The organism is Spirosoma luteolum (assembly GCF_054778875.1).
Genome location: NZ_BAAGZE010000003.1, coordinates 821092 through 845720 on the forward strand (window position 1 = coordinate 821092; position 24629 = coordinate 845720).

The following is a 24629-nucleotide window of genomic DNA, read 5'->3' on the forward strand; positions in this document are numbered from 1 at the left end:
TATGCGCACAAGACTCTACGTTTTCTGGCTTTTTCTGCTGTCGCTGGCGGCAAATGCTCAAAGCCCTTACCTTCCTCTCAACGCGGATTACTACCATATTATCGATCGGCTCGAAATCAGGCAGGGACGCTGGGCCGATGGGTTTCACTCCACAACCAAACCCTACACCCGCCAGAGTGTCATTCAGCTAACCGACAGTCTGCTGGCCCGACCCGGCCGCGACTTCTCGGATACCGACTACTTCAATGTCAACTACCTCCGCGACGATAGCTGGGAGTGGGTGCCCGACCCCGTCACTGATTCTGTTCGGCGTGACCTGTTTACCCGTCATCTGAAAGCCCCCCCTGCCCCGGGCGACAGCCGGAATCCGCTCTTTGGGGTGCTGTACCGCAAGAAGGGCGATCTTTATTCGCTGCAAACACCCGATTTCGATCTGCACGCCAGTCCGGTCTTTAACTTCGGCATTGGCGCCGAACAGGTAACCGGCCTCCCCGAAGGCGCTTCGGACGAGGGTTTCCGCAAAAACTTCATCAACACCCGGGGTGTCGAGCTGCGGGGCACGATCGGCAAAAAAGTAGGCTTCTACACCTTCTTCGCCGATAACCAGGTATTCTATCCCTACTACGTCAATGATCAGTCGCGGCTTTACCTGCGGTCGGGACAAACAACGGGCTATGCGCCGGGCGAAGCCTTTACCAAGCCCTTCGGCACCAACGGTACCGACTTTATCTCTGCCCGCGGCTACTTCACGCTCAACATCGCCAAGATCATTAACCTGCAGTTCGGGCACGACCGTAATTTCATTGGCAACGGGTTCCGGTCGCTATTTCTGTCCGACAACAGTGCCCCCTACCTGTTCCTGAAACTGACCACGCGCTTCGGTAAAAACATCCAGTACACGAATCTCTTTACCGAACTACAGAATACCGAACGGGCGCCGGCTGTAAGTAGCGAACTGATTCCGCAGAAGTTTGCAGCTATGCACCACCTGAGCATCAACCTCTCACCCAAGCTCAATCTGGGCGTTTTTGAGGGCGAAGTATTCAGCCGCGACCGCTTCGACATCAACTACCTGAACCCGATTATTTTCTACCGCTACGTAGAGTCGTACCGCGGCAGCGCCGACAATGCGATGCTGGGCATCGACTTCAAAGCCAATCTGCAAACGCATTTCCTGCTCTACACCCAGCTTTTGCTCGACGAATTCCGGCTTGCCGATGTACTGTCAGGCAAGGGCTCCTGGACAAACAAATTTGCCTTCCAGCTGGGTGCCAAGTACATCGACGTATTAAACGTGCCTAACCTCGACCTGCAACTCGAATTCAATCTGGCGCGGCCCTTCACCTATTCGCACTTCACGTCGACAGTTGCCACCGCCGGACAGGGCAACTACGCGCATTACAGCCAACCCCTGGCGCATCCTCTCGGGGCTAACTTCATGGAAGGGCTCGGCATTGTTCGCTATCAGAACAAACGGCTGTCGGGCACCGGTACCTTTGGCCTTATGCTCTACGGCACCGACCCGCCGGGCCGTAACTATGGCGGCAATATTCTACTCGACTACAACAGTCGTTTCCGCGACGAAGGTAATTTTATCGGGCAGGGGCGCAAGACGGTGGCGACCTACGCCGATGTACGGGCTTCGTACATGGTGCGGCATAACCTGTTTCTGGAAGGTCGCCTGTTTTACCGCTATCAGGATAGCCAATACCGCCCGGACACCTATACCGACAAGCTGGCCAGCGTTGCTGTTCGCTGGAATTTGCCCTACCGTAGCCTCGTTTTCTGATTTCGCCAACTGGTCTGTTGGGATGGTCGTTTGCACGGTAGCGGGTAAACCGGCAACTTTGTGCCTTACTTGATCAACCCATTGATGCTTGACCTTATTCGTAGTGAGTTAACCGAAGCACGCACGGTGCTCGATGCTTTTCTGGCCGAGCCAGCCAATCTGAGTGCTATCGAAGCGGCAGCAACCCTTATGGCCGACGCGCTGCAAACGGGCGGTAAAGTTATATCGTGCGGCAATGGCGGCTCCCACTGCGATGCCATGCACTTTGCCGAAGAACTCTCGGGTCGCTACCGCGATAACCGGCGGGCGCTGGCCGCCATTGCCATCTCCGACGTAAGTCACATCTCCTGCGTCAGCAATGATTTCGGCTACGACCATGTGTTTTCACGCTTTGTCGAAGGGCTGGGTAACGCAGGCGATGTACTGTTAGGGTTAAGTACGAGCGGCAACTCAGCCAACATTATCCGTGCGGTAGAAGCCGCCCGCCAGAAAAACATGCGGGTTGTGCTGCTGACAGGTAAAGACGGTGGTAAACTGGCCGGTCAGGCCGACATTGAGATCCGGGTTCCTCACTTTGGCTATGCCGACCGAATTCAGGAGATACACATTAAAATTATTCACTTATTTATCCTGCTGATCGAAAAGAAGCTCAACGTCGTATAAGGATAAATTACCGGGAAACGGGAGCTCGATGTCACCAGCAAGTCACTATTTTTGCGTAGTTTTATCATACGGTAAAAAAATTTTATAGCTGCTTAAACGTTCCGCCATTTTAGGGAATCTAAACCCCAAAGGCTAACGTAAGTACAAATCATTCTTCGAATAAGCCTTTATTAAACCCATTAAGCGGATTCTGGCTTTACCTTCCGCGAAACCCAAATTTTTTATGGTTATTTTTTTTTCTGGCAAATTATTTGCGAGATGAATTTGCAAATGAGTCGGTAAAATGCTTATTTTGACTCTTGCTCTTCTTAAAATTTCTAAAAACCTAAACGCTACGCACACTATCGAAACACGGCTCTACGTTACCTATTAGTCTTACTGAAAATGGAAAAAGCCCAGGTAAACGACAGTGAGTTGATTTCCCTGTATATCCGTGGTAATGAAAAAGCCTTCGCTAAGCTCGTGCAGCGGCACAAGTCGAAGATTTACACAACCATCTATCTGATCGTTAAAGATCAGTATGTGGCCGAGGACCTGATGCAGGATACGTTCATCAAAGCCGTAGACACCATCAAGTCGGGTAAATACAACGAGGAAGGTAAGTTTCTCCCCTGGATCATCCGGATCGCTCACAACTTGGCTATTGACTATTTCCGCAAGGATAAGCGCTACCCCAGTGTGGTGTTTGAAGACGGGAGCAGTGTGTTTAATACGCTTGAATTTGCAGAAGACTCGGTTGAGTCGATGCAGATTCGGCAGGAAACGCACGAACACCTGCGCGAGCTGATCCAGCGCCTGCCGGAGCAGCAACGTCAGGTGCTCATTATGCGGCATTACGAGGAAATGAGTTTCCAGGAAATTGCCGATGCGACCGGCGTGAGCATCAACACAGCTTTGGGACGTATGCGCTACGCGCTGATCAATCTGCGCAAGCAACTGAGCAAACGTTCGCCGAGTTATGATAAAAACATTTACCCAAGATGATGTAATCCGGTATGTCTATGAGGAAACCTCTGCGGAGGAAAACATCCTCATTGAAGAGGCCCTGATGGCCGAGCCGGAACTGATGACATTCTTCCTCGACGCGCTGGAGATGCGCGCCCTGATGAATCGAATCGAACGGCAGCCCCGACCGTCTGCAGTCGATGCCATTTTAGCGTATTCCCGAAATCACCCATCGAACCCACCAACCCGATTGCGCAACGCGTAGCTGGTTAGTGGGTTTCTGTTTGTAAGCCCGGGTGAAACCACCCGGGCTGAATCTGTATGCTTAAGAAAGAGCGGTTCCGGCAGTTTATCGCCTACTTCACCGAACATTATCCCGAACCGGAAACGGAGCTGAACTACAGCAACCCCTTTGAACTGCTGGTAGCGGTTATTCTGTCGGCACAGTGCACCGACAAGCGGATCAATCAAATTACGCCGGCGCTGTTTGCTCGTTTTCCCGAACCCGAGTCGCTGGCTGCGGCTTCGGTTGATGAGGTCTTTTCGTATATCCGGAGCGTTTCGTACCCTAACAACAAAGCCAAACACCTGGTGGGAATGGCCAACGCCCTGCTCGAGCGCTTCGGGGGCGACATTCCGGCCTCGCTTACGGAGTTGCAAACACTGCCGGGCGTGGGCCGCAAGACCGCCCACGTTATTCTGTCGGTTGTGTTCAACGAGCCAACTATGGCCGTAGACACGCACGTGTTTCGGGTATCGCACCGACTGGGCCTCGCCCCCCTCACGGCCACAACCCCGCTGGCGGTCGAAAAAGCGTTAATGACCCACATCCCCAAACAGTATATTCCCAAGGCCCATCACTGGCTGATTTTGCACGGGCGCTACGTGTGCCTGGCCCGATCACCCAAATGTGAGCTGTGCGCGCTACGGACGTTCTGCAAGTATTACGAAAAGCAGACGCGCCCCCTGCCAGCCAAACCGGCCAAAAACAGCGCTGCCTGACCGGCGGGTACAATCCCGGGTCAGGCAGCGCTGTGCGTACGTAAGCTCGTTAGAACTGCTCGGTAGCGGCAAAGAAGAAGTTGCCTTCGATTTCGGCGTTTTCGTCCGAATCCGAGCCGTGAATGGCATTGGCTTCGATCGACCGGGCATACAGTTTCCGGATCGTACCTTCTTCAGCCTGGGCCGGGTTGGTGGCACCAATGAGTTTCCGGAAGTCGGCCACTGCGTTTTCTTTTTCCAGAATCATCGGCACGATAGCACCCGACGACATATAGGTACGAAGGTCGTTGTAGAACGGCCGTTCGCGGTGTACCGCGTAGAATTGACCGGCGCGCTCGGGAGTAAGCTGCGTCTTTTTGATCGCTACGATCCGGAAGCCAGCTTCCTCGATCATGCGGATGATTGCTCCCGTGTGCCCGTCCGATACGGCGTCGGGCTTAATCATAGTGAACGTGCGGTTCGTTGCCATGGCTGCAGTTTCTGTCTCCAAATATTATTTGGCCGCAAAGGTAGGCAGATTCGGTCAGAAAGCCACCGCTTCGGCTGAACCCGGTCGTATCCGAATTATTTGTACTTTTGGGTTTCGATTAGGGCTACGGCCCTTTTTATATGCAAGATATTGATGCAATTGGCCGGTTGATCAACGAACCGACGGCCGGTTCGGCACAAACTGTGCTGATTACCACCCACCAAAATCCCGATGCCGACGCCATGGGCTCGTCGCTGGGACTGGCCGGGTATCTCCGCAAAAAAGGTCTCCACGTAACGGTTATCACCCCTACCGAGTATCCGCAGAGCCTTCACTGGATGACAGGCAACGACGGTGTGATTGCCTTCGAGGAAAAGCTGCGGGTGTCGATTGCGCAGCAGGTTGCCGACGCTGATATCATCTTCTGCCTAGACTTTTCTGCGCTTGACCGCATCCGCGATCTAGGGCCGATGGTGCGGCAGTCGCGGGCCCGTAAAGTACTTATCGATCATCACCTCGAACCGGAATCGTTTGCCGATCTGGCCCTCTGGGACCCTAAAGCAGCGGCAACGGCCGAACTGATTTTCCGGCTGATCGACGAGCTGGGCGACCGCGACCTGATCGATGTACCCATTGCCGAATGCCTGTACTCCGGCCTGATGACCGATACGGGTTCGTTCCGCCATTCCAATACCACCGGCACCGTACACCGCATTGCGGGTGCGCTGGTCGATCTGGGCATCGATGTGAGCAGCATTCACCGGCGCATTTTCGATAACGTCACCATCGATAAGTTTCGGCTGCTGGGCTATGTGCTCAACGAGAAGCTCAGGGTACTACCTGAATACCGCTTTGCGTACATCACGCTTACCGACGCCGAGCTACGGGCCTATCGCTCAAAGACCGGCGATACCGAAGGCATGGTCAACTATGCCCTGGCCGTTGAAGGGGTGGTAATGGCCGCCATTCTGATCGACCGGGTCGAAGAAATTCGACTGTCGTTCCGGTCGGTCGGCGATTTCTCGGTGCGCGACCTGGTCAGTACGCATTTTAACGGGGGTGGACACCGGAATGCAGCCGGTGGTCGTTCCAAACTAACACTGGCCGAAACCGAAGCCCGGGTGCTGGCCATTTTACCCCAGTACCAGGAGAAACTCCTGGCGACTGTCTAACCCAGAACCAGCCGTCGCTACCCCAGGGTGCGGCAGCCGGTCGTAACAACCACTTTTTCCGTTCTGTAAACCAGTAAACCAATTATGTCTTTTAAAAACTTCGGGAAAGCCGCCCTCCTCGTCGCCGTTGTCGCGTCCTGCGGTAAAAACCGTGTCGAGGTCACCGAGAGTGGCCTGAAATACCAGATCCACGAGCAGGCAGACAGCCCCCGCAAAGGAAAAGTAGGCGACATCATGACCCTGCACCTGACCCTGCTGAACAGTAAAGATTCGGTGCTGCGCGATACGCACAAAGAAGGTGCTCCGTTCCAGATGCTGCTGCAGGTGCCCCCGTTCAAGGGTAGCTACGAAGAAGGACTGACGATGCTGGGCAAAGGCGACAGTGCTACGTTCTATGTAAGCGCCGACTCGCTCTTCACTCGGGCCATGCAACCCCTGCCTCCGGGCGTTGCCAAAGGTACCGACATCGGTATTGCGGTAAAGGTGGTTAACATCCAGACCGAAGATGAGTACAAAAAGGCCCAGATTGCCGACGCCGAAAAGCAGAAAGGCATCGATGCCAAAATCATCGCCGACTACCTGACGAAAAACGGCCTGGCCGGCAAGGCGCAGAAAACAGCGTCGGGCGTTTACTACGTCGTGACCCAGCCCGGCAGCGGTCCCACGCCGTCGGCCGGCGACGATGTATCGGTCAACTATACCGGTAAACTGCTCGATGGTAAAGTATTCGACAGCAACATGACTAATCCGCAGGCGCAGGGCAAACCCGCCCAGTTTAAAGTGGGTGTCGGCATGGTTATTCCTGGCTGGGAAGAAGGGGTTATGAAACTCCACAAAGGCGAGAAAGCAACCCTGATCATTCCGTCGACGCTGGCCTATGGCGCGCGCGGCAACCAGGGTATTCCGGCTAACTCGGTACTGGTGTTCGACATCGAGCTGCTCGACATTCAGAAGGGCAAGCCTATGCAAATGCCGCAGATGCCCCAACAACCAGGTCGGTAAATCACTGACCAGCGGGTCATACATCTTTTCCTAAGCAAAAAGGGACAGCCTGGCAGGCTGTCCCTTTTTGGTTAAGATGGGTTGCTATTGCATTACCCGGCAACGGGCGCCGGCGTAGCTACCCGGCTTCGCAGCGCTTCGGTTGGGCGGAATCGCTCGCCGTACTGATCGGCCAGCCGGTCGCAGGTGCGCACGAACGTATCGATACCGACGAAGTCGACAAACGACAGCGCCCCCCCGGTGTAGGCCGGGAAGCCCCAGCCCAGAATCGAGCCAAGATCACCATCGAGTTTTGTTCGTACTACGCCTTCTTCGAAGCAGCGCACGGCTTCGATCGCCTGCCGGTACAGCAGCCGGGTTTTTACCTCATCGACCGTTGGCTGCTCTTCGGCCAGCGGGAACAGATCGGCCAGACCCGACCATAGCTGTTTGGGCGCGCCTTCGGGATACTCGTAGAAACCCGCTTTCCCCTTCTTGCCGGGGCGGCCCAGCCGTACGAACTGGCCCGTTACCTGATACGAGACATCATCGTCACCGATGGCGCCATCGCGCAGGCTCTGACTGGCAATCTTGTAGGCCAGATCGAGCGCTACTTCGTCGGTAACGGCCAACGGCCCAACCGGCATGCCGGCATCTTTACCGCCGTTTTCGATCAGCACCGGGTTGATGCCTTCGCGCAGCATGGTCATGCCTTCGGCCGAGTAGGTACCGAAACAACGAGACGTATAGAAGCCACGGCGGTCGTTGACAACAATGGGTGTCTTTCGAATCTTGCGGGTAAAGTCGACAGCTACGGCCAGCGCGTAATCACTCGTCTGCTGGCCCACAATAATTTCGACCAGCGCCATTTTGTCGACGGGCGAAAAAAAGTGGATACCGATGAAATTGGCAGGGTTGGCCGATGCTTCAGCCAGGCCGGTAATGGGTAATGTCGACGTGTTCGACGCCATCACGCCCCCTTCCGTCAGGTAAGGCTCGGCTTCACGAGTGACCTGAGCTTTCAACTCCCGGTTCTCGAAAACGGCTTCGATGATCAGGTCGCAACCCTGCAGATCGGCGGCATCGGCCGTCGCCTGAATCAGCTGCAGCGTTGCCTCGGCCCGTTTCGGATCGACTTTTCCGCGCTCGACACTTTTTTGCAGCAGCGTCTGCGTGTAGGCCTTACCGGTTTCAGCCGCTTCGACCGATACGTCTTTCAGCACCACCTGAATACCGGCCTGCGCCGATACGTAGGCAATGCCAGCCCCCATCATACCCGCCCCCAGAATCCCTACTTTCTTAACCTCTGTTTTGGGTTGCTCTTTCGGCCGGCTGGCGCCTTTGTTGGCTTCGTTCATGCCCAGAAACATGATCTGGATCAGGCTGCGGGCAACTTTCGAGGTGGCGACTTTGACGAAATACCGGGCTTCGATGGCCAGTGCCCGGTCGATATTGACCTGCAGGCCTTCGTAGACGCAGGCCATGATCGCGAGCGGAGCCGGGTAGTTTCCGCGGGTTTTCTCCATCAGCATAGCGGTACCGGCGCTGAACGTCTGAATACCCACCGGCGACTGTACGGCCCCACCGGGCACTTTAAAGTTATCTTTCCCGACGATGCGGCCCGTTTTGCGGTCGATTTCATCCCAGGGCTTCAGCGGATTCGGATTGGCGGCAATCCAGGCATGGGCCTGTGCCAGCATAGCCTCAGGGGTATCGGCAATGGCATCGATCATACCCAGTTGCAGGGCTTCCTGCACCCCCACTTTACGCCCTTCCAGAATCAGAGGCAGGGCTGCCTGCATACCCAGCATGCGGGGCAGCCGCTGCGTACCCCCTGCACCGGGTAGCAGACCAATCGTCACCTCCACCAGCCCGATCAGCGTTTTGGGGTTATTGAGGGCTATGCGGTGATGGCAGGCCAGACAAATCTCGTAGCCACCGCCCAGCGCCGTTCCGTTGATGGCCGCTACAACAGGTTTACCGCCCGTTTCGAGCCGCCGGAACACCCGGTTTAGTTCGGCCGATACCTTGAGCATCTCGCCCGGTTCTTTGTCGTTGCTGCGCAGAATCATCTTCAGATCGGCCCCCGCCACAAACTCGGGTTTACTCGACGTGATAACGATGCCGTTGATAGTTTCGTCGGCGTAGGCCCGGTCCAGCGCGGCTTCGAACGCCGGAATCGAATCGTCGTTCAGCACGTTCATCGGCGCTGAGGTCATGGCCCAGGTAATGACCGCTACCTGCTGGTCAACTGTGTACTGTATCATGGTGTCGTTGGGAGCTAGTTCACACGTTCAAAAATGGTGGCGATACCCATGCCGCCCCCGATGCAAAGCGTCGACAGGCCAAACTGCTTGTCCGATCGCTCCAGCTCGTCAATTAGGGTGGCCGAAATGATGGCGCCGGTCGCTCCCAGCGGATGGCCCAGTGCGATCGATCCACCGTTGACGTTGAGCTGGCTGTGGTCGACACCAAATTCATCCATAAACAGCATCGGAATGGCAGCGAAGGCCTCGTTTACTTCGAACAGATCAATGTCGCTGATCGACAGCCCGGCGCGTTTCAGCACCTTGCGCGTGGCCGGAATGGGACCTGTAAGCATGATGGTGGGTTCGGAGCCGACAATGGCAAACGCTTTGATACGGGCGCGGGGCTTCAGACCGGTCATGCTGCCGAAGGCCTGGCTACCAACCAGCACGGCGGCTGCTCCGTCGACAATCTGCGAGGAGTTGCCGGCGTGGTGTACGTGGTTGATGCGGGCCTGATCGGCGTATTTGAGCAGAGCCAGCGCGTCGAGGCCCATCTTTCCCATGCCTTCGAAAGCGGGTTTCAGTTTGCTCAGGCTTTCGGCCGTGGTGCCAGGGCGCACCCCCTCGTCGCGGTCGAGCAGAACCAGACCGAGCTCGTCGCGCAGGGGCATCAGTGTTTTCTGGAAGCGGTTGGCCGCCTGAGCCTCCACTGCCCGCCGGTATGATTCTGCCGCAAAGGCATCGACGTCGGTCCGGCTGTAGCCGTATTTGGTCGCAATCAGATCGGCCGAAATACCCTGCGGCACGATGTTGTGCCGCGCCACAATCTGCGGGTTCATGAATAAGGCACCACCGTCGGCACCCATCGGCACCCGCGACATCGACTCGACGCCACCGGCCACGATGGCGTCGACCTGCCCCGACATGACATAAGCACTGGCCATATTGATGGCTTCAAGCCCCGACGAGCAGAATCGGTTGAGCTGTACGCCCGCTACCGACTCGGCATACCCTGCTTCGAGCACCGCCGTACGGGCAATGTCGGCCCCCTGTTCACCGATGGGCGTTACACAGCCCATGATCACATCGTCGATCAGGGCCGTATCGATCTGGTTGCGATCGCGCAGGTCGCGCAGTACGCTGGTCAGGAGCTGAATCGGCTGCACATCGTGCAGAGCGCCATCGCTTTTGCCCCGGCCGCGGGGCGTTCGAACGGCGTCATAAATGAACGCATCTGTCATAAGCAGAAACCAAAATTAGTATGCATGCATACGGTTTACGATCGAACAAAAGTAGCCGTTCTCACCGACGAAGACAATGAATTTGCCTTTATTCGCTATATTATTCTACAAAAACAAGCGAGCCGCCGATCAACCCATGGGTCGACCGGCGGCTCGCCTGTCTGATTTGTGGTATGCTTACTTGTCCAGCACAACGGTTCCGTCGACCGTGTAGGCACCAGCTTCGGTAACGAGATTATAAACGGTGTCGACCGTTCGTACGGCAGCCCGGGTACCGACAACCCGGTAGGCAACGAGGTGCCCGTTTTCGAGCCGGTAAAGCGATTCGCCGGCCTGTACGCTACCCAGCGCTTTACGGCCGTGGGGGGTCAGCACAGGATGGTTGGCCGTGGCTTCGAGCAGTACGGGCGTCAGGGTCGTAGGTCCTGCCTGCGCCGTTACGGCCTGCGCCGGCACCAGCCATATGCCTGCCAGTGCAAACGAACCCTGGTGCGTATCGATCCGCGTCACCCGCGTGGGTACAGGCTCATGCGTGGCCGGGTCAATGCCCTGCACCAGCGTACCGGGTGTCAGGTTGCCAATGCGGTCTGTCAGACCGTTGGCCAGCAGCACCGGCGCATCGGCGGCAAAACAGAAATTATATTCTTCTTTCTTTTTGGCCCCACCGTCGTCGGATTTGCCCGCCCCACCACTGAGCAGGGCCGCCATTTCGCGCGACAGCACAAACGTCAGCGTCGACATTAGCCCTGGCTCTTTCTCGCCTACGTATTTCAGGTCGTCGATATAAGCATCCCAGGCCTTGCGGTCGGCCGATTCGCCGGGAATCACGAACGGTTTGATTTCGTTTGTCTTGGTGTTCTGATAGAGCGCCAGCAGCCCCAGTTCTTTGGTGTCGGCGGCCGCAAAAACCTTATAGAGATACACTTTGCGGGTAATGCCGTCGCTATAGGTAAAGACGTAGGCGGGCCGCTCTTCGTAGCGATCCAGGATATACCCTCCCGACTTGAAATACGTGTCTTTGTCGAGGTTCGCGATTTTGATGGCTTTGATGGCTTTTACCTGGTCGACCGTCAGGCCCGTCGAGGCCGTCTGCGCCTGTACACGCTGGCTGAAAAACTGGGTGGCTACGGCACAGGTCAGGAAAAGAAGCAGGGATAGCAGATTGTGTTTCATAGATTTTATTTTTTCGTGTACGCCCCAACCCGGGCATGAATAGCCTCGACAGCCCGATGAGCCGATGTAAAGGCCCCGGCCATCCAGGCGGTCAGATACGTTGTGTGTTCGCCGGCAAAGTAAATGTTTCCATCGGGTTCGAGCAGCGCCGGGTAATATTTACGGCGAGTGGTATCGTCGTAGGTAGCCCAGCCGCCACCGCTGTAGGGTACGCGGTGCCAGGCCAGCGAGAAGGAGTTGTCGAACTCGGCCGGATACTGTGGGTGGATTTTTTCGCCCTGGGTAAGCGCCAGTTTTTCCCGCTCGGCCACCGACAGCGCCCCTACGGCTTCGGCCCGGCCGTAGAAATTGTAGTAACCGATCAGCACCCCTTTTTTGCCCTGAAACCCAAACGACGGATACCAGATCTGATTGATGTCCATGTTGGTACGGGAGATCCCCCCGTAAATCCAGTCGTCCTCCTCCCAGAACCGGCGCTTGAACTGCAAACCGATCTTGCCGGTCTTGATGTAGGGCACGAAGTCGGCCGCCCGCTTCACCGTTCCCGACAGGTCAGACTCGAGGTTTTTAAGCATCGGCAGGGGCAGGGTACACACGCAGAATTCGGCCAACAGCTCCTGCGGTTTGCCTTCTTTCTGATACACGACCCGCACCCCGTTTTCAGTCTTGCGCAGTTCCGAGACCGGCGCATTGAACTGAATGCGGGGCCCCAGTTTTTTTTCCAGCGCCTTTGGAATGGCATCCATACCGCCCACGGGTTGCAGCAGCGTGGTTTGCTGTTCGTAGATATAATCACCGACGTTGTAGAACACCGGCTGCATAAAGCCCGAACGCAGCAGATCGGTCAGCCCGTAGGGATCGGTGAGCGCACCGGGCGTTGTTCCTGCCCCTGGCTCACCCTTGCTCTTGTAGCCTCGGCGGTTGGTGCCTTTATAGAGGTGCGCGGTATTGAGGTCACCCTCATTCTTCAGAAAATCGACCAGCCGTTCGATATCCTCTTTGGTCAGTTCCTGATCGAGGGCATGCTGATCGAGGGCCTTGGCCAGCAGCTCCGAGGTGTACCCCCGCATGTCGTTGTGGTACTCCTTGATGCGAATCCGGCGGTTGGCCAGCGCATCGGAGCCGCCATCGTTGTACAGGTAGGCAGCCTCGTTGTTGCCGTTGAAGATCTGTAGCGGCACGTCCAGTTCGCGGCAGTACTGCAGCGTTAGCTGGTGATGGTGCGGAATACGGGCCGCCCCCCCGTTGAAATACAGGCCATCGGCAAAGGTACAGTGCTGGGCCGTGCCGCCTGTCTCGGTTTCGTGGGTTCCGCCCCGGATAGTCCAGACCCGCCCCCCCGACCGGCTACGGGCTTCGAGAACGGTACAATCGTAGCCAAGCTTACCCAGTTCGTAGGCCGTGGCCATACCCGCCAGCCCGGCACCCAGCACAACCACCTTACGGCCCTTACCGTCGGTACCCTGCCCATTGGCCGGTAAGGTTAATGCATGGGCGGGAGCCGACTGAAGCATACCCCAGGCCAGCATACTGGTGTAGCTGGCCGAGGTAGCGTGAATGAAATCGCGTCGCGTCATAAAAGAGAGGAAGGCCGAAAAGCAGCATCACTACGCTTATTTCGGTACTGGTCATTCGTTACCCTACTACTTTCTTGAAACTATCAATAAACAATGCCATCTCGTCCATGGTACCGATACTGACCCGGCAGTATGGCTGGCCGTTAAAATCGCGCGTCTGAATGCCGATGCCGTTGGCAAACATCTGGCTGCTGAACGTTTTGGTCTTCATCCGGATCGGAAAGAGCATAAAGTTGGCCGACGACGGAATCACGTCGTAACCCATGGCGGTGAGGGCTTTGGTCGTGTAGTCGCGGGCTTTGGCATTTTCGGCCCGGCAGTGGTTTTGCCAGTCTTTGTCCTGGTAGCTGGCAATACCGGCCATCAGCGTGGTGATGCTCACCGCAAACTCCCCGTTGGTATAGGGTTTTATGGCTTTCAGCAGGTCGGGGGTCGAAATAGCGTAGCCCAGCCGCAGACCGGCAAAGCCGTGGATTTTGGAGAACGTCCGGGCCAGAATCAGGTTTTGTCCTTCGGCCACTAGTTTACCCAGTTTGGGGCGCTGTGCGGGCTCGTAGAAATCGATGTAAGCTTCGTCAAGGAAAACCGGCACTTTGGGTGCCACCTGGCGGCAAAACGCTTCCAGTTCAGCCGTAGGCACCACCGTACCCGTTGGGTTGTTGGGATTCACCAGGTACACCAGCTTGACGTCGGGCGTAATCTTCGCCTTGATCGCAGCCAGGTCGTAGGTGTACGCAGGCGTCATGGGTACCGAAACGATTTTGGCACCAAACTTAGCAGCCCGCTCCAGCAGGTCGTCGTAGGTCATGGCGCTGGTCAGTATGGTACCGCCGTCTTTGGCAAAGTGAGCAGCCGACGCCATCAGGATATCCGACGAGCCGGGCGACATCAGCAGGTTGGCGGGCGTTACGCCTTCATCCGCAGCAATCAGTTTCTTGAGCTGCATAAACTCGGTCCAGGCGTAGCGGTTGCCCAGATCGGCCGACCTGGCAATTGCTTCTTTGGCACTCGGTGCAATACCCAGTGGGTTTTCGTTGGCCAGCAACCGGGCCCGTAGTTTACCCATTTTGTCGAATGGATCGTCGCCCGCGAACGCAAACTCCTGCGCGAAACTCGTCTGCAATGGAGCCGGCGCGTGGGCCGCTTCGGCCACCGAGAAACGGCTCAGACCGACGCTGGCCGTGAGCAGGCCACTGGCCCGAAGCCAGTCTCTACGGGTTAGTTGTGTTGACATAAACGGTGCTGGTTTGATGTATTTGCAGATGAAATTTAACTATTCCCGGCCATTCGGTCTGGAGTACGCTGTACGTCGTGAAAATACGTTAATCAGCTGAATTATAGACTGACTTTACCCCAAACGACATAATTTTATTCGGCATTAAAAGCATAATACCAAATGTTCGCTGGATAATCTAATCATCCACCAGCTGTTGTTCAACCAGCCTTTATCCTTATCGTACCGGCTCTGCCGACAGAGCGCGACAGCTAAGGCTACCTACGACCATAGCCACCACGCTGGCCAGCAGGCCCCACATCATGGGCGAGTAGTAGGTGTTCCCCCACAGGCAACCCAGCCACACCACAAAGCCCAGCCCCATCGACCAGAGGCAGCCCGTCAGGTTGGCCTGTTTCCAGTAAATGCCTGCCGTGAGCGGCACAAACAACGATACCAAACTAAACGCCGATGACTCGCCTACCAGATCGAATATATTGGTCTGCCGGGTCGTGCTCATGCCTACGCAGATCAGCGTAATGACCACGATGGCCCAGCGGATGGTACGCAGCAAGGCAGCATCGGCCATGTCGGGGCGGAAAAATTTTACGATGTTTTCGCCGAACACGGTGGCCGGGGCCAGAATAGCCCCGCTCGATACGCTTAGGATGGCCGAAGTAACGGCTCCGAAAAACAGCACCTGAAGCAACAGGCTACCGTGGCGCATCACCATGTTCGGGATAATGAGCTGGTTATCGGCCGGCAAATCGGGGTGGATGGCTTTGGCCACGAGGGCTATAAAGAGCGGCAGCGCGGCCACGGTCAGGTACAGCCCCGAGGCCAGGTACGAAGCCCGCACGGAGGTGTCTTCTGTGCGGGCGGCCATAACCCGCTGAAAAATATCCTGCTGCGGAATAGAGCCCAGTCCGATCGTGAACCAGGCGGCCACATACGTGACCCAGTCGTGCAGGCTGGATTCGGGCAGAAAACGAAAAAAACCAGGGGGCGTTTTGGCGGTGATAACCGACCAGTCGCCTACCTCCTGCACCAGCAGCACCGCCAGCATAGCCAGTGCCAGGATAATGATCAGGTTATGAAAAAAGTCGGTGATCGAGATCGACCACATGCCGCCCAGCAGCGTGTAGGCCATCACCACAACGGCACTTCCCACAATGCAGTAGTCGCGCGGAATATCGGTAACAACACTGAGCACAATGCCAATGGCAACCAGCTGGGCCGCAATCCAGCTAAAATACGATGGAATGACCAGCACCGCCGACAGCAGCTCGGCCGATCGACCGAACCGAATTCGGAAGTAATCGCAGAAGGTGGTTATGCGAAGCCGGTAGAGTGGCCGGGCAAAGAAAGCGCCCACCAGAAACAGGCAGAGCGCCGAGCCAAACGGTTCTTCGATGATAGCGGGTACGCCCCCCTCTACAAACATGGCGGGCGCTCCCATGATGGTTTCGGAGCCGAACCAGGTGGCAAACGTTACCGAAGCGGCCAGCACCAGCGGCAATTGCCGGCCAGCCAGCACAAAATCCTGTGAGGTTGTCACACGCCGGGACGCCCAGACCCCGACAGCCACGTTGGCCAGCAGATAAAGCGCGATGCAGGTAAGCAGCATACGGGTACCGAAGCCGATTGGTTTACAGGCTGGTGGTCCTGTCCAGGCCAGCCCACTATGGCCAACAATAATAAGGTGCCGGATTGGGATATCCGGCACCCTGTTTACTGAAAAGCATGAACAGCCCGACGGTACTACAGCTTGATAACCGGAGGCAGGTATTTGGCAATCAAATCTTCGTAGTATGGCTTCAGCTCACTCACAACGGGTGGCTTGGGGCTTTTCGAATACAGATCGTACGGATTGAACTTGTTGACCCACTTGAACATGGCCCGGTCGTGGTCGTCGAGCAGGTGATCGTAGGCGTTCTCGCGGTGCTGCGAATAGAACGAGTGGTACCGGATCATATACAGCGCCGGCTCGGGCAGGTAATCTTTGGTGATGTGGTAGAGGTACTCATCGTGCCCCCACGACATATCGACGTTTTTGAGCCCGCAGTTTGGCGAGTAAACCCCGTATTTGGTATTGTACCGCTCGTCGCGCGAGTCGGGATTGTTCACGAAAAACTCGGGGTAAACGATTTTATCGGAATGCCGGCAGCCAACCGGGAACGTATCGCCCACCACGGCCCACTGCGGTTCGCCGAACAGGCACAGGACTTTACCCATGTCGTGCAGGAAACCCGTCAGCACAAACCAGTCCGGATGCCCGTCGGCCCGGATAGCCTCGGCCGTCTGCAGCAGGTGTTGCAATTGATCGAGGTCGGTATCGGGATCAGAGTCATCGACAAGGGTGTTCAGGAATTCCATGGCCCCCCAAACAGGCAGTTCCTTCTTGTCGAAGCTCAGAAACTGCGCCTTTTTCTGTTGCACGAAATCATAGGTCTGATACGTGTGGTTCAGGCGGTAGAACTCCCGCACCGTATCGCGCTCGGGCGAATCGTAGTTGCGGTATTCTTCTTTAGCCTTATGCTCGGGCTGGGGATAGCGGCTCAGCACGTCGTCTTCCCACACATCGAGACTGGCAAGGGGGGCGTTTTGGTCGATCATCGTCGTAGAAAACAGAGAAAAAGTAAAGATAAAAACGTACGCTATAGTATTCGTTACCAGCGGACTAAATCCCGCAAAAGTCCATCCAGTGGCCTCTACCAGAACAGCGTGTATAGCACGGCCAGAATGGCAAAGATGCCCACCGAACCTGCTACAAACGACGGTGTCAGTCGGAACATCGACCGCTCGACCGTAACTGTTCGGGCGGGGGTGTGGCTGGCCGGATCAGTCAGGGTCACTACTACCATGAGCACCATATCGAGACAAAATACCCACATGGTGCGGTGTAAAAATGGAATTGGGTCGGCAGCGGTACCAAACAGGGCCGTTACGTCGGGCCAGAACTTGAGCAGGACCGACAGCGGAATGGTTAGCAGCGCTACCGTCAGGGCCGCCCGATTGGTGGCCCGCTTCCAGAAAAAGCCCATCAGGAAAATTGTAAAAATGCCCGGCGTAATAAAATTCGTGTATTCCTGAATGTACTGATATACCTGATCGAGCGATCGCAGCAAAGGAGCCAGGGCAATGGCAATGGCAAACGAAACCACAACGGCCCACCGCCCTACTCGCACCAGCTGCCGCTCCGACGCGTCGGGGGCAACGTATTTTCGGTACAGATCGAGCGTAAAAATGGTGGCGATGGAGTTACTCTTGCCGGCCAGTGAGGCCACCACAGCGGCCGTGAGGGCCGCAAACGCCAGTCCTTTCATCCCGGCCGGCAGCAGGTTCATCAGTACCGGGTACGCATGGTCGGGCTTGACCAGGCCCGCCCCATCGGTCATAGCCGCCTGGAACGTACCTTCCTGGTAGAGTACGAAAGCCGCAATACCCGGAATCACGACGATAATCGGGATCAGTAGTTTCAGAAAAGCGGCAAACAGAATGCCGCTTCGGGCCGTCTTAAGATCGGCGCCGAGCGCCCGCTGCACAATGTACTGGTTACAGCCCCAGTAGTACAGGTTGTTGATCCACATACCGCCCAGCACCAGCGATAAACCGGGCAGCTCCAGGTAATGCGGATGCCCTTTCTCGAAATACATGTGAAAATGGCTGTCGGCCCGCTCGCGGAGCGACACCAGCCCGTTCCAGACGCCCGTCGTACCGCTTTTGTCGGCCACCAGTTCAAGCGCCAGGTAGGTAACCACCAGTCCGCCGATCACCAGCACCACTACCTGCACAACATCGGTATAGCCGATCACTTTCATCCCGCCAAGCGTGATAAAAATGGCGAACACGGCCAGACCAATCGTACAGACGGTAAACGACAGCCCCGCCAGCGACTCGATGGCAATGGCACCCAGGTACAGAATGGATGTAAGATTGACCAGTACGTAGACTACCAGCCAGAACACGGCCAGAATGGTACTGACCGTATCGCTGTAGCGCTGGGCCAGAAACTGAGGCATGGTGTAGATGTGGTTGCGCAGGTAAATGGGAATGAAATAAGCCGCAACGATCACGAGTGTTGCGGCCGCAATCCACTCATACGATGAGATGGCCAGCCCCATGGCGAAGCCCGACCCGGCCATACCAATGAAATGCTCTGCCGAAATGTTGGAGGCAATCAGCGATGCGCCAATGGCCCACCAGGTCAGCGACCCTTCGGCCAGAAAAAAGTCAGTAGTGTTTGTTTCGGGATTTCGCTTCCGCTGGTAAACCCAGTAGCCGTAGCCAACAACAAGAACAAAATAAGCCAGAAAGACGAGGTAATCGGTTAGTACAAGGTGGTTCATAAGGGATCAGATTGCCTGGAAAAGCACCTACCAGCCAATTTTATACCGATTTGATCCAATACGAACCCCGGCCAATGCCAACAAAAAAACCCTGTCGGGGTGGCACATGGCCCACCACAACAGGGTTTTTTGTAAAGCTTCAGTACCACCGCGAGGGCAGTACAATCGCTTATAGTTTCGAAAAATCGAACGTATCCAGGAAAGCCGTCGTGAATTGTCCCGACTGGAAACCCGGATCATCCATCAGTTTGATATGAAACGGAATCGTGGTTTTGATGCCCTCGATCACAAACTCCTGCAGCGCCCGCTTCATGCGCGTTACGACCTCCTCGCGCGACTGCCCCGACACGATCAGCTTGGCAATCATCGAGTCGTAGTTTGGCGGAATGGTGTAGCCGGCATAGACATGGCTATCGATCCGGACGCCATGCCCACCGGGCAGGTGCAGCACCGTGATCTTGCCCGGCGACGGCCGGAACCCGTTGGCAGGGTCTTCGGCGTTGATCCGGCATTCCATGGCATACAGCTTCGGCGTGTAGTTGCGGCCCGAAATTTCGGCTCCGGCCGCTACTTTGATCTGCTCCTTGATCAGGTCGAAATCCGTCACTTCTTCCGTGATGGGGTGCTCAACCTGAATCCGGGTGTTCATCTCCATGAAGTAGAACTTCCCGTATTTATCGACCAGAAACTCAACCGTACCGGCGCCTTCGTAGCCAATGGCCTGCGCTCCCTTGATGGCGGCAGCCCCCATCTGCTCGCGCAGTTCGGGGCTTACGATGGGCGATGGGGTTTCTTCGACCAGCTTCTGGTGCCGGCGCTGAATCGAACAGTCACGCTCCGACAGGTGGCATACTTTGCCATACTGGTCGCCAACGATCTGAATTTCGATGTGCCGGGGTTCTTCCACGAATTTCTCGAGGTAGAGCCCATCATTGCCGAAAGCCGCGCCTGCTTCTGTCCGGGCATCGTTCCAGGCTTTTTCAAAATCAGCTTCGCTACGAATGATCCGCATACCCCGGCCCCCACCACCGGCGGTTGCCTTGATGATAACCGGATAGCCCATTTCGGCCGACAGCTGTTTTCCCTGCTCGATCGACTCCAGCAGGCCGTCCGATCCCGGAATAACGGGCACGCCAGCCGCCCGCATCGTTGCTTTGGCGGTAGCCTTGTCGCCCATGCTGTTAATCTGCTCGGCCGTAGCACCGATAAACTTGATGCCGTAATCGGCGCAGATTTGCGAAAACTCAGCATTCTCCGACAGGAATCCATAGCCGGGGTGAATGGCATCGGCACCCGTTACTTCGGCAGCCGAAATAATGCTTGGAATGCTCAGATAAGACTGTTTACTGGGCGGAGGACCAATGCAAACGGCCTCGTCGGCAAACCGAACGTGCAGGCTGTCGCGGTCGGCCGTTGAGTAAACAGCCACCGTTTTGATACCCATTTCACGGCACGTCCGGATAATGCGCAGTGCGATCTCCCCCCGGTTGGCGATAAGAATTTTCTTGAACATAGTCTGAAAATGAGTGAATGAGTAAATGAGTGATTGTGTGAAATATTGGCTGGTAGCCTCATTCACTCATTCACTCACCTACTCATTCGCCAATTAATTTTAGATAGGTTCGACCAGGAACAGCGGCTGATCGTATTCGACGGGGGTGGCGTTCTCGACCAGTACCCGCACGATCCGACCCGACACTTCGGATTCGATCTCGTTGAAGAGTTTCATGGCTTCGATGATGCAGACAACTTTGCCTTCGCTCACGCTGTCGCCTACTTCCACGAACGAGGGCGTCTCGGGATTCGACGAGCGGTAGAAGGTACCAATCATCGGCGATTTGATCGTGATGTAGTTCGACGTGTCGGCGGCCGCCGGGGCAGCAGGCTGTGGCGCAGCTACCGGAGCGGGCGTCGGCGCAGCGGCTGCCACCGGAGCCGGAGCCGCGGCAGGAGCGGGTGCCGCAACCGGGGCGGGAGCCGCGGGAGCGCCAGCACCGTAGCGCTTAACGTTGATTTTCAGATCGCTCGTCTCAATGTTAACCTCATCGAGGCCCGATTGAGAGATAAAGTCGATGAGTTGTTGTATGTCCTGTGTGCTCATGCGTTTTTAGTCAGGGCTTAACCGTTTATAGGATACTATCCGTGTAAAGCAATGCTGATGAAGTCGACTTATTTCACGCGCTCAACGTAATCACGCGTCCGGGTATCGATCCGGATTTTCTGGCCCTGCTCAATGAAAAGCGGCACCATAATTTTAGCGCCCGATTCCACTTCGACCCGCTTTTTGGGGCTGTTGGCCGTATCACCTTTTACACCCGGCTCGGCGTAGGTTACTTCAAGCTCAACGAAAGGCGGCAGTTCGCACGACAGTGGGCTATCGCTGTCAGCATTGATCAGGATCTCAACTTCCTGGCCTTCTTTCATCATATCGGCTCCATCGACCAGCTTTTCGTCCAGATTGATCTGATCGAACGACTCCTGGTCCATAAAGTTATAGCCGCTTTCGTCTTTGTACAGGAATTGAAACTTCCGGCGCTCAACGCGCACCGGGTAGATGGTGGCTCCCGAGTTGAACGTGTTGTCGATGACGCGGCCGGTGGTCAGACTCTTCAGTTTAGTCCGCACGAAGGCAGCACCTTTACCGGGCTTTACGTGCTGGAATTCGGTAATCTGAAAGAGGTCGTTGTTGTAGTTCAGGACCAGTCCGTTGCGGATATCTGCGGTCGTTGCCATTACTTGTTTTTGATTTTCAGTTTATTGCTGTACGTCGTTGCCCGCGGGTTGTGCGGTCTATGTAAACCACAACCGGGTCAGATCGTTTTTAATAAGCCCACTTTACATAGGCAGCTCCCCAGGTGAACCCACCGCCAAAAGCGGCCAGTACGAGGTTATCTCCTTTCTTCAGTTGCGATTCGTAGTCGAACAGACAGAGCGGTATGGTAGCCGCCGTGGTGTTTCCGTATTTATGAATGGTCATCATCACTTTGTCGGCGTTGATGCCCATGCGCTGCGCCGTAGCGTCAATGATGCGTTTGTTGGCCTGATGCGGTACCAGCCAGGCAACGTCCTCGCCTTTCAGGTGATTACGTTCCATGATCTCTGCCGATACATCAGCCATGTTTTTGACGGCAAATTTAAAGACCGATGGCCCGTCCTGATACACATAGTGCCAACGTTTCTCCACCGTCTCATGGGTCGGTGGGTAGCGACTACCACCTGCTTTCTGGAACAGGTGATTCTGGCCTACGCCATCCGATTTAATAATCGAGTCGATAATGCCCAGCCCGTCTTCGGCTGGCTCGAGCAGCACCGCGCCGGCCCCATCGCCAAACAGTACGCAGGTAGTCCGATCGGTATAATCAACGATGGCCGACATTTTATCGGCCCCCACAATAACGACTTTTTTGTACTTGCCCGTTTCGATAAACTGCGACCCTACGGTAAGGGCATAGACAAATCCTGAGCAGGCCGCCTGAATATCGAAGCTACCTACATTCCGGATGCCGACCATATCGCAGATCAGGTTGGCCGTACACGGAAACACGTAGTCGGGGGTAGTTGTCGCACAGATGAGCAGGTCGATTTCGCTGGGGCTGATGCCTTTCTTTTCCAGCAGTCCGGCAACCGCCTTTGCACCCATGTGCGATGAACCCATTCCTTCGCCCTTCAGAATGTGCCGTTCCTTGATACCAGTCCGGGACGTAATCCATTCGTCGTTCGTGTCGACCATCTGCTCCAGTTCCGCATTGGTCAGCACGTAATCGGGGACGTAGCCGTGAATTCCTGTTATGGCCGCTTTACTCATAATTCAGTTGTAGGAAGGACAAGTTTCGGAAGCTCGGTAGCCAGTTTGCCGGCAATACAGAGCCACCTTCGTACAGACTATTTCAATGCCTGCGCTATTTTGGTATAGGCTCCGGATTCGACCTGTCGTATGGCTAGGCCAATCATATTTTTGATAGCCAGGGGCGACGAAATGCCGTGGGCAATAATTACGTTGCCATTGACCCCCAGAATTGGGCTCCCCCCTACCGATTCGTAGTTGGTTTTGTCCAGAAACTCGTCCTGAATGTTGCGCTGCCGGGCCGTAGCGTAGAACGACTCACCCAGTTTGAACATGGTGTTGCCCGTGAAACCGTCGGTTACGATCACATCGGCCTTACCGGCAAAGAAATCATTCCCTTCGATGTTGCCGATAAAGTTGATCGAGCGATTTTCTTTCAGCAGCTGATGAGCCGCCTGCACAATCAGCGACCCTTTCTGTTCTTCGGAGCCAATGTTCATCAGGGCCACCCGGGGCCGGTCGATACCAAAGGTGTACTGCGCGTAAATCGAGCCGATTTCGCCAAACTGCGCCAGCATTTCGGGCTTGCAGTCGGCATTGGCACCGATATCGAGCATTACGGCATGACCACCGGTAAGCTGCGGTACAAAGCCGGCAATACACGGACGGAGTATACCTTCCATGGCTTTGATGCTGAACAGCGCCCCAACGTGCATGGCTCCCGTGTTACCGGCGCTGCAGAAGGCCTGAACCAGCCCTTCTTTCAAAAGTTTAAACCCAACTCCAATGCTGGAATTGGGCTTCTGCGACAGGGCTTTGGTCGGATGTTCGCTCATGTCAATTACCTCTTCGGCATCGACCACCTCAATCCGATCCGACGTATCGGCACCATGTTTATGGAGGAGCGATTGAACAACAGACTGCCTGCCTACCAGCACGATGACAACATCCTGGGGTAACTCAGCAGCGGCCATAACAACTCCCTCAACAATAGCTTCGGGAGCGAAATCACCGCCCATGGCGTCCACTGCAATTTTCATTGACTCTACTATTGAATGTCCTCCCGGCGCATCCGGGCTATCACCTAAATCGCGTAAAAATAGGCAGGCACCGGGCAATAAAAAAGTATTTCGCGTTCATCTTCGGAAAGACGTCTGCGAAATACTCAGTATAAACAATTGACAATTAGGCCGTTTTCGCGTAATTCTCAATGATCATTTGTCCTTTGTAAAACAGGTTACCCTCAAACACGTGGGCGTGGTGACGCTCGTGTACTTCGCCGGTTTGTGCATCGGTCGAAAGGGTTACGGCCGTAGCCTTGTAGTGCGTTCTGCGCTTATCGCGCCGGGTGCTGGAGTGTCGGCGTTTGGGGTGTGCCATGGCTCAATATACAGTTTTCAGTTTATCAGTTCTAATCGCGTCGGAGCCACTCAGGCGCCTGACGCGTCAATCAATTATCACTCAGTTTGCGCAGGGCATCCCAGCGCGGATCAATTGCAGTTGGTGGCTCATCGGCATCCGGCTCGCTGTCGTCGGCGGGAGCGTCGGACTGATAAACCAGTTTGCCATTGCTGTCATCGTCACTGTCCAGATCATCATCTTCATCAGACCGGTACCGGGGATGAAGGCGTTTCATGGGCAGCGACAGGCTGATGAATTCGAAGATGTAGCGGGCTACGTTGATCGTGGGCGTGTTACGTTCGATCAGTTCGATTTCATCACTCAGCTCCTCGTTCCGGTCGCCAAACTTCAGCAGCATGACCTGCGTCGTATCGACCGGCTCGTCGTACTCGTCCAGGCTACGGTCGCATAACTGCTCAACCGTACCCGTACTATGGAACTCCAGGCGGATCATCGTCTCCGACTTTTCCAGCACTAGATGCGTATGTACGTGCCCCTTTTCGATCAGCGACTGATCGAGCGCGGCAAAAAACGCGTCGTCCGACTCGAAGTCGTACTCGTGGCGTTTGTTGTCAAGCCCGGCAATGTTGATATCGTAGGCACGTAATGCGTTCACCGTCT

The 24629-nt window shown here is 55.7% G+C and carries 23 protein-coding genes; 7 read left to right on the forward strand and 16 right to left on the reverse strand.

Annotated elements, in window-relative coordinates:
* The first annotated feature begins 1 nt into the window (after position 1).
* From ACYVAC_RS06135 to nth, 5 genes are all read left to right on the forward strand, one after another.
* On the forward strand, positions 2–1789 hold the full coding sequence (locus tag ACYVAC_RS06135) for a hypothetical protein (protein WP_461096718.1): 1788 nt from the start codon (positions 2–4) through the stop codon (positions 1787–1789).
* Between the two features lie 84 nt (positions 1790–1873).
* Positions 1874–2452, forward strand: a complete 579-nt coding sequence (gene lpcA / locus ACYVAC_RS06140; RefSeq protein ID WP_461096719.1) for a D-sedoheptulose 7-phosphate isomerase — start codon at positions 1874–1876, stop codon at positions 2450–2452.
* 384 nt (positions 2453–2836) lie between these two features.
* Positions 2837–3436, forward strand: a complete 600-nt coding sequence (locus ACYVAC_RS06145) for an RNA polymerase sigma factor (protein ID WP_169550208.1) — start codon at positions 2837–2839, stop codon at positions 3434–3436.
* Complete coding sequence (locus ACYVAC_RS06150; RefSeq protein ID WP_461096720.1) at positions 3411–3662, forward strand: hypothetical protein; 252 nt, start codon at positions 3411–3413, stop codon at positions 3660–3662. Before ACYVAC_RS06145 ends, ACYVAC_RS06150 begins: the two co-directional genes overlap by 26 nt.
* A 56-nt stretch (positions 3663–3718) precedes the next feature.
* The gene (gene nth / locus ACYVAC_RS06155; protein WP_461096721.1) at positions 3719–4399 is read left to right on the forward strand and encodes an endonuclease III; all 681 of its coding nucleotides are present in this window, start codon (positions 3719–3721) and stop codon (positions 4397–4399) included.
* A 49-nt stretch (positions 4400–4448) separates the two neighbouring features.
* On the opposite strand, the gene ACYVAC_RS06160 is transcribed toward nth, so the two are convergent.
* Positions 4449–4868, reverse strand: a complete 420-nt coding sequence (locus ACYVAC_RS06160; protein WP_461096722.1) for a nucleoside-diphosphate kinase — start codon at positions 4866–4868, stop codon at positions 4449–4451.
* Between the two features lie 140 nt (positions 4869–5008).
* On the opposite strand from ACYVAC_RS06160, the gene ACYVAC_RS06165 reads away from it, so the two are divergent.
* Complete coding sequence (locus ACYVAC_RS06165; protein ID WP_461096723.1) at positions 5009–6040, forward strand: DHH family phosphoesterase; 1032 nt, start codon at positions 5009–5011, stop codon at positions 6038–6040.
* Between the two features lie 84 nt (positions 6041–6124).
* Entirely contained in the window at positions 6125–7042 is a 918-nt protein-coding gene (locus tag ACYVAC_RS06170; RefSeq protein ID WP_461096724.1) for an FKBP-type peptidyl-prolyl cis-trans isomerase, read from the forward strand.
* A 92-nt stretch (positions 7043–7134) separates the two neighbouring features.
* On the opposite strand, the gene ACYVAC_RS06175 is transcribed toward ACYVAC_RS06170, so the two are convergent.
* The 15 genes from ACYVAC_RS06175 to ACYVAC_RS06245 form a co-directional block, all read right to left on the reverse strand.
* Complete coding sequence (locus tag ACYVAC_RS06175; RefSeq protein ID WP_461096725.1) at positions 7135–9288, reverse strand: 3-hydroxyacyl-CoA dehydrogenase NAD-binding domain-containing protein; 2154 nt, start codon at positions 9286–9288, stop codon at positions 7135–7137.
* A 14-nt stretch (positions 9289–9302) separates the two neighbouring features.
* The gene (locus ACYVAC_RS06180; protein ID WP_461096726.1) at positions 9303–10511 is read right to left on the reverse strand and encodes an acetyl-CoA C-acetyltransferase; all 1209 of its coding nucleotides are present in this window, start codon (positions 10509–10511) and stop codon (positions 9303–9305) included.
* Positions 10512–10688: 177 nt separating this feature from the next.
* The gene (locus ACYVAC_RS06185) at positions 10689–11684 is read right to left on the reverse strand and encodes a hypothetical protein (protein WP_461096727.1); all 996 of its coding nucleotides are present in this window, start codon (positions 11682–11684) and stop codon (positions 10689–10691) included.
* A gap of 5 nt (positions 11685–11689) precedes the next feature.
* The gene (locus tag ACYVAC_RS06190; protein ID WP_461096728.1) at positions 11690–13261 is read right to left on the reverse strand and encodes a flavin monoamine oxidase family protein; all 1572 of its coding nucleotides are present in this window, start codon (positions 13259–13261) and stop codon (positions 11690–11692) included.
* Between the two features lie 58 nt (positions 13262–13319).
* Complete coding sequence (locus ACYVAC_RS06195; RefSeq protein ID WP_461096729.1) at positions 13320–14495, reverse strand: pyridoxal phosphate-dependent aminotransferase; 1176 nt, start codon at positions 14493–14495, stop codon at positions 13320–13322.
* A 217-nt stretch (positions 14496–14712) separates the two neighbouring features.
* Positions 14713–16101, reverse strand: coding sequence for a high affinity choline transporter 1 (locus ACYVAC_RS06200; RefSeq protein WP_461096730.1), 1389 nt, complete (start codon positions 16099–16101; stop codon positions 14713–14715).
* A gap of 134 nt (positions 16102–16235) precedes the next feature.
* The gene (locus ACYVAC_RS06205; RefSeq protein WP_461096731.1) at positions 16236–17090 is read right to left on the reverse strand and encodes an inositol oxygenase family protein; all 855 of its coding nucleotides are present in this window, start codon (positions 17088–17090) and stop codon (positions 16236–16238) included.
* A gap of 95 nt (positions 17091–17185) precedes the next feature.
* Entirely contained in the window at positions 17186–18823 is a 1638-nt protein-coding gene (locus ACYVAC_RS06210) for a sodium:solute symporter family transporter (RefSeq protein ID WP_461096732.1), read from the reverse strand.
* A 169-nt stretch (positions 18824–18992) separates the two neighbouring features.
* The gene (gene accC, locus ACYVAC_RS06215; protein WP_461096733.1) at positions 18993–20336 is read right to left on the reverse strand and encodes an acetyl-CoA carboxylase biotin carboxylase subunit; all 1344 of its coding nucleotides are present in this window, start codon (positions 20334–20336) and stop codon (positions 18993–18995) included.
* A 99-nt stretch (positions 20337–20435) separates the two neighbouring features.
* Positions 20436–20924, reverse strand: coding sequence for an acetyl-CoA carboxylase biotin carboxyl carrier protein (gene accB, locus ACYVAC_RS06220; RefSeq protein WP_461096734.1), 489 nt, complete (start codon positions 20922–20924; stop codon positions 20436–20438).
* A 68-nt stretch (positions 20925–20992) separates the two neighbouring features.
* On the reverse strand, positions 20993–21556 hold the full coding sequence (gene efp, locus ACYVAC_RS06225) for an elongation factor P (protein ID WP_461096735.1): 564 nt from the start codon (positions 21554–21556) through the stop codon (positions 20993–20995).
* An 88-nt stretch (positions 21557–21644) separates the two neighbouring features.
* Positions 21645–22628 (reverse strand): beta-ketoacyl-ACP synthase III, encoded by a 984-nt coding sequence (locus ACYVAC_RS06230; RefSeq protein ID WP_461096736.1) that lies wholly within the window; start codon positions 22626–22628, stop codon positions 21645–21647.
* Between the two features lie 77 nt (positions 22629–22705).
* Positions 22706–23647 (reverse strand): phosphate acyltransferase PlsX, encoded by a 942-nt coding sequence (gene plsX / locus ACYVAC_RS06235; protein ID WP_461096737.1) that lies wholly within the window; start codon positions 23645–23647, stop codon positions 22706–22708.
* Positions 23648–23792: 145 nt separating this feature from the next.
* On the reverse strand, positions 23793–23987 hold the full coding sequence (rpmF, locus tag ACYVAC_RS06240) for a 50S ribosomal protein L32 (protein ID WP_077923042.1): 195 nt from the start codon (positions 23985–23987) through the stop codon (positions 23793–23795).
* 70 nt (positions 23988–24057) lie between these two features.
* Entirely contained in the window at positions 24058–24624 is a 567-nt protein-coding gene (locus tag ACYVAC_RS06245; RefSeq protein WP_461096738.1) for a YceD family protein, read from the reverse strand.
* Between the last annotated feature and the right edge of the window lie 5 nt (positions 24625–24629).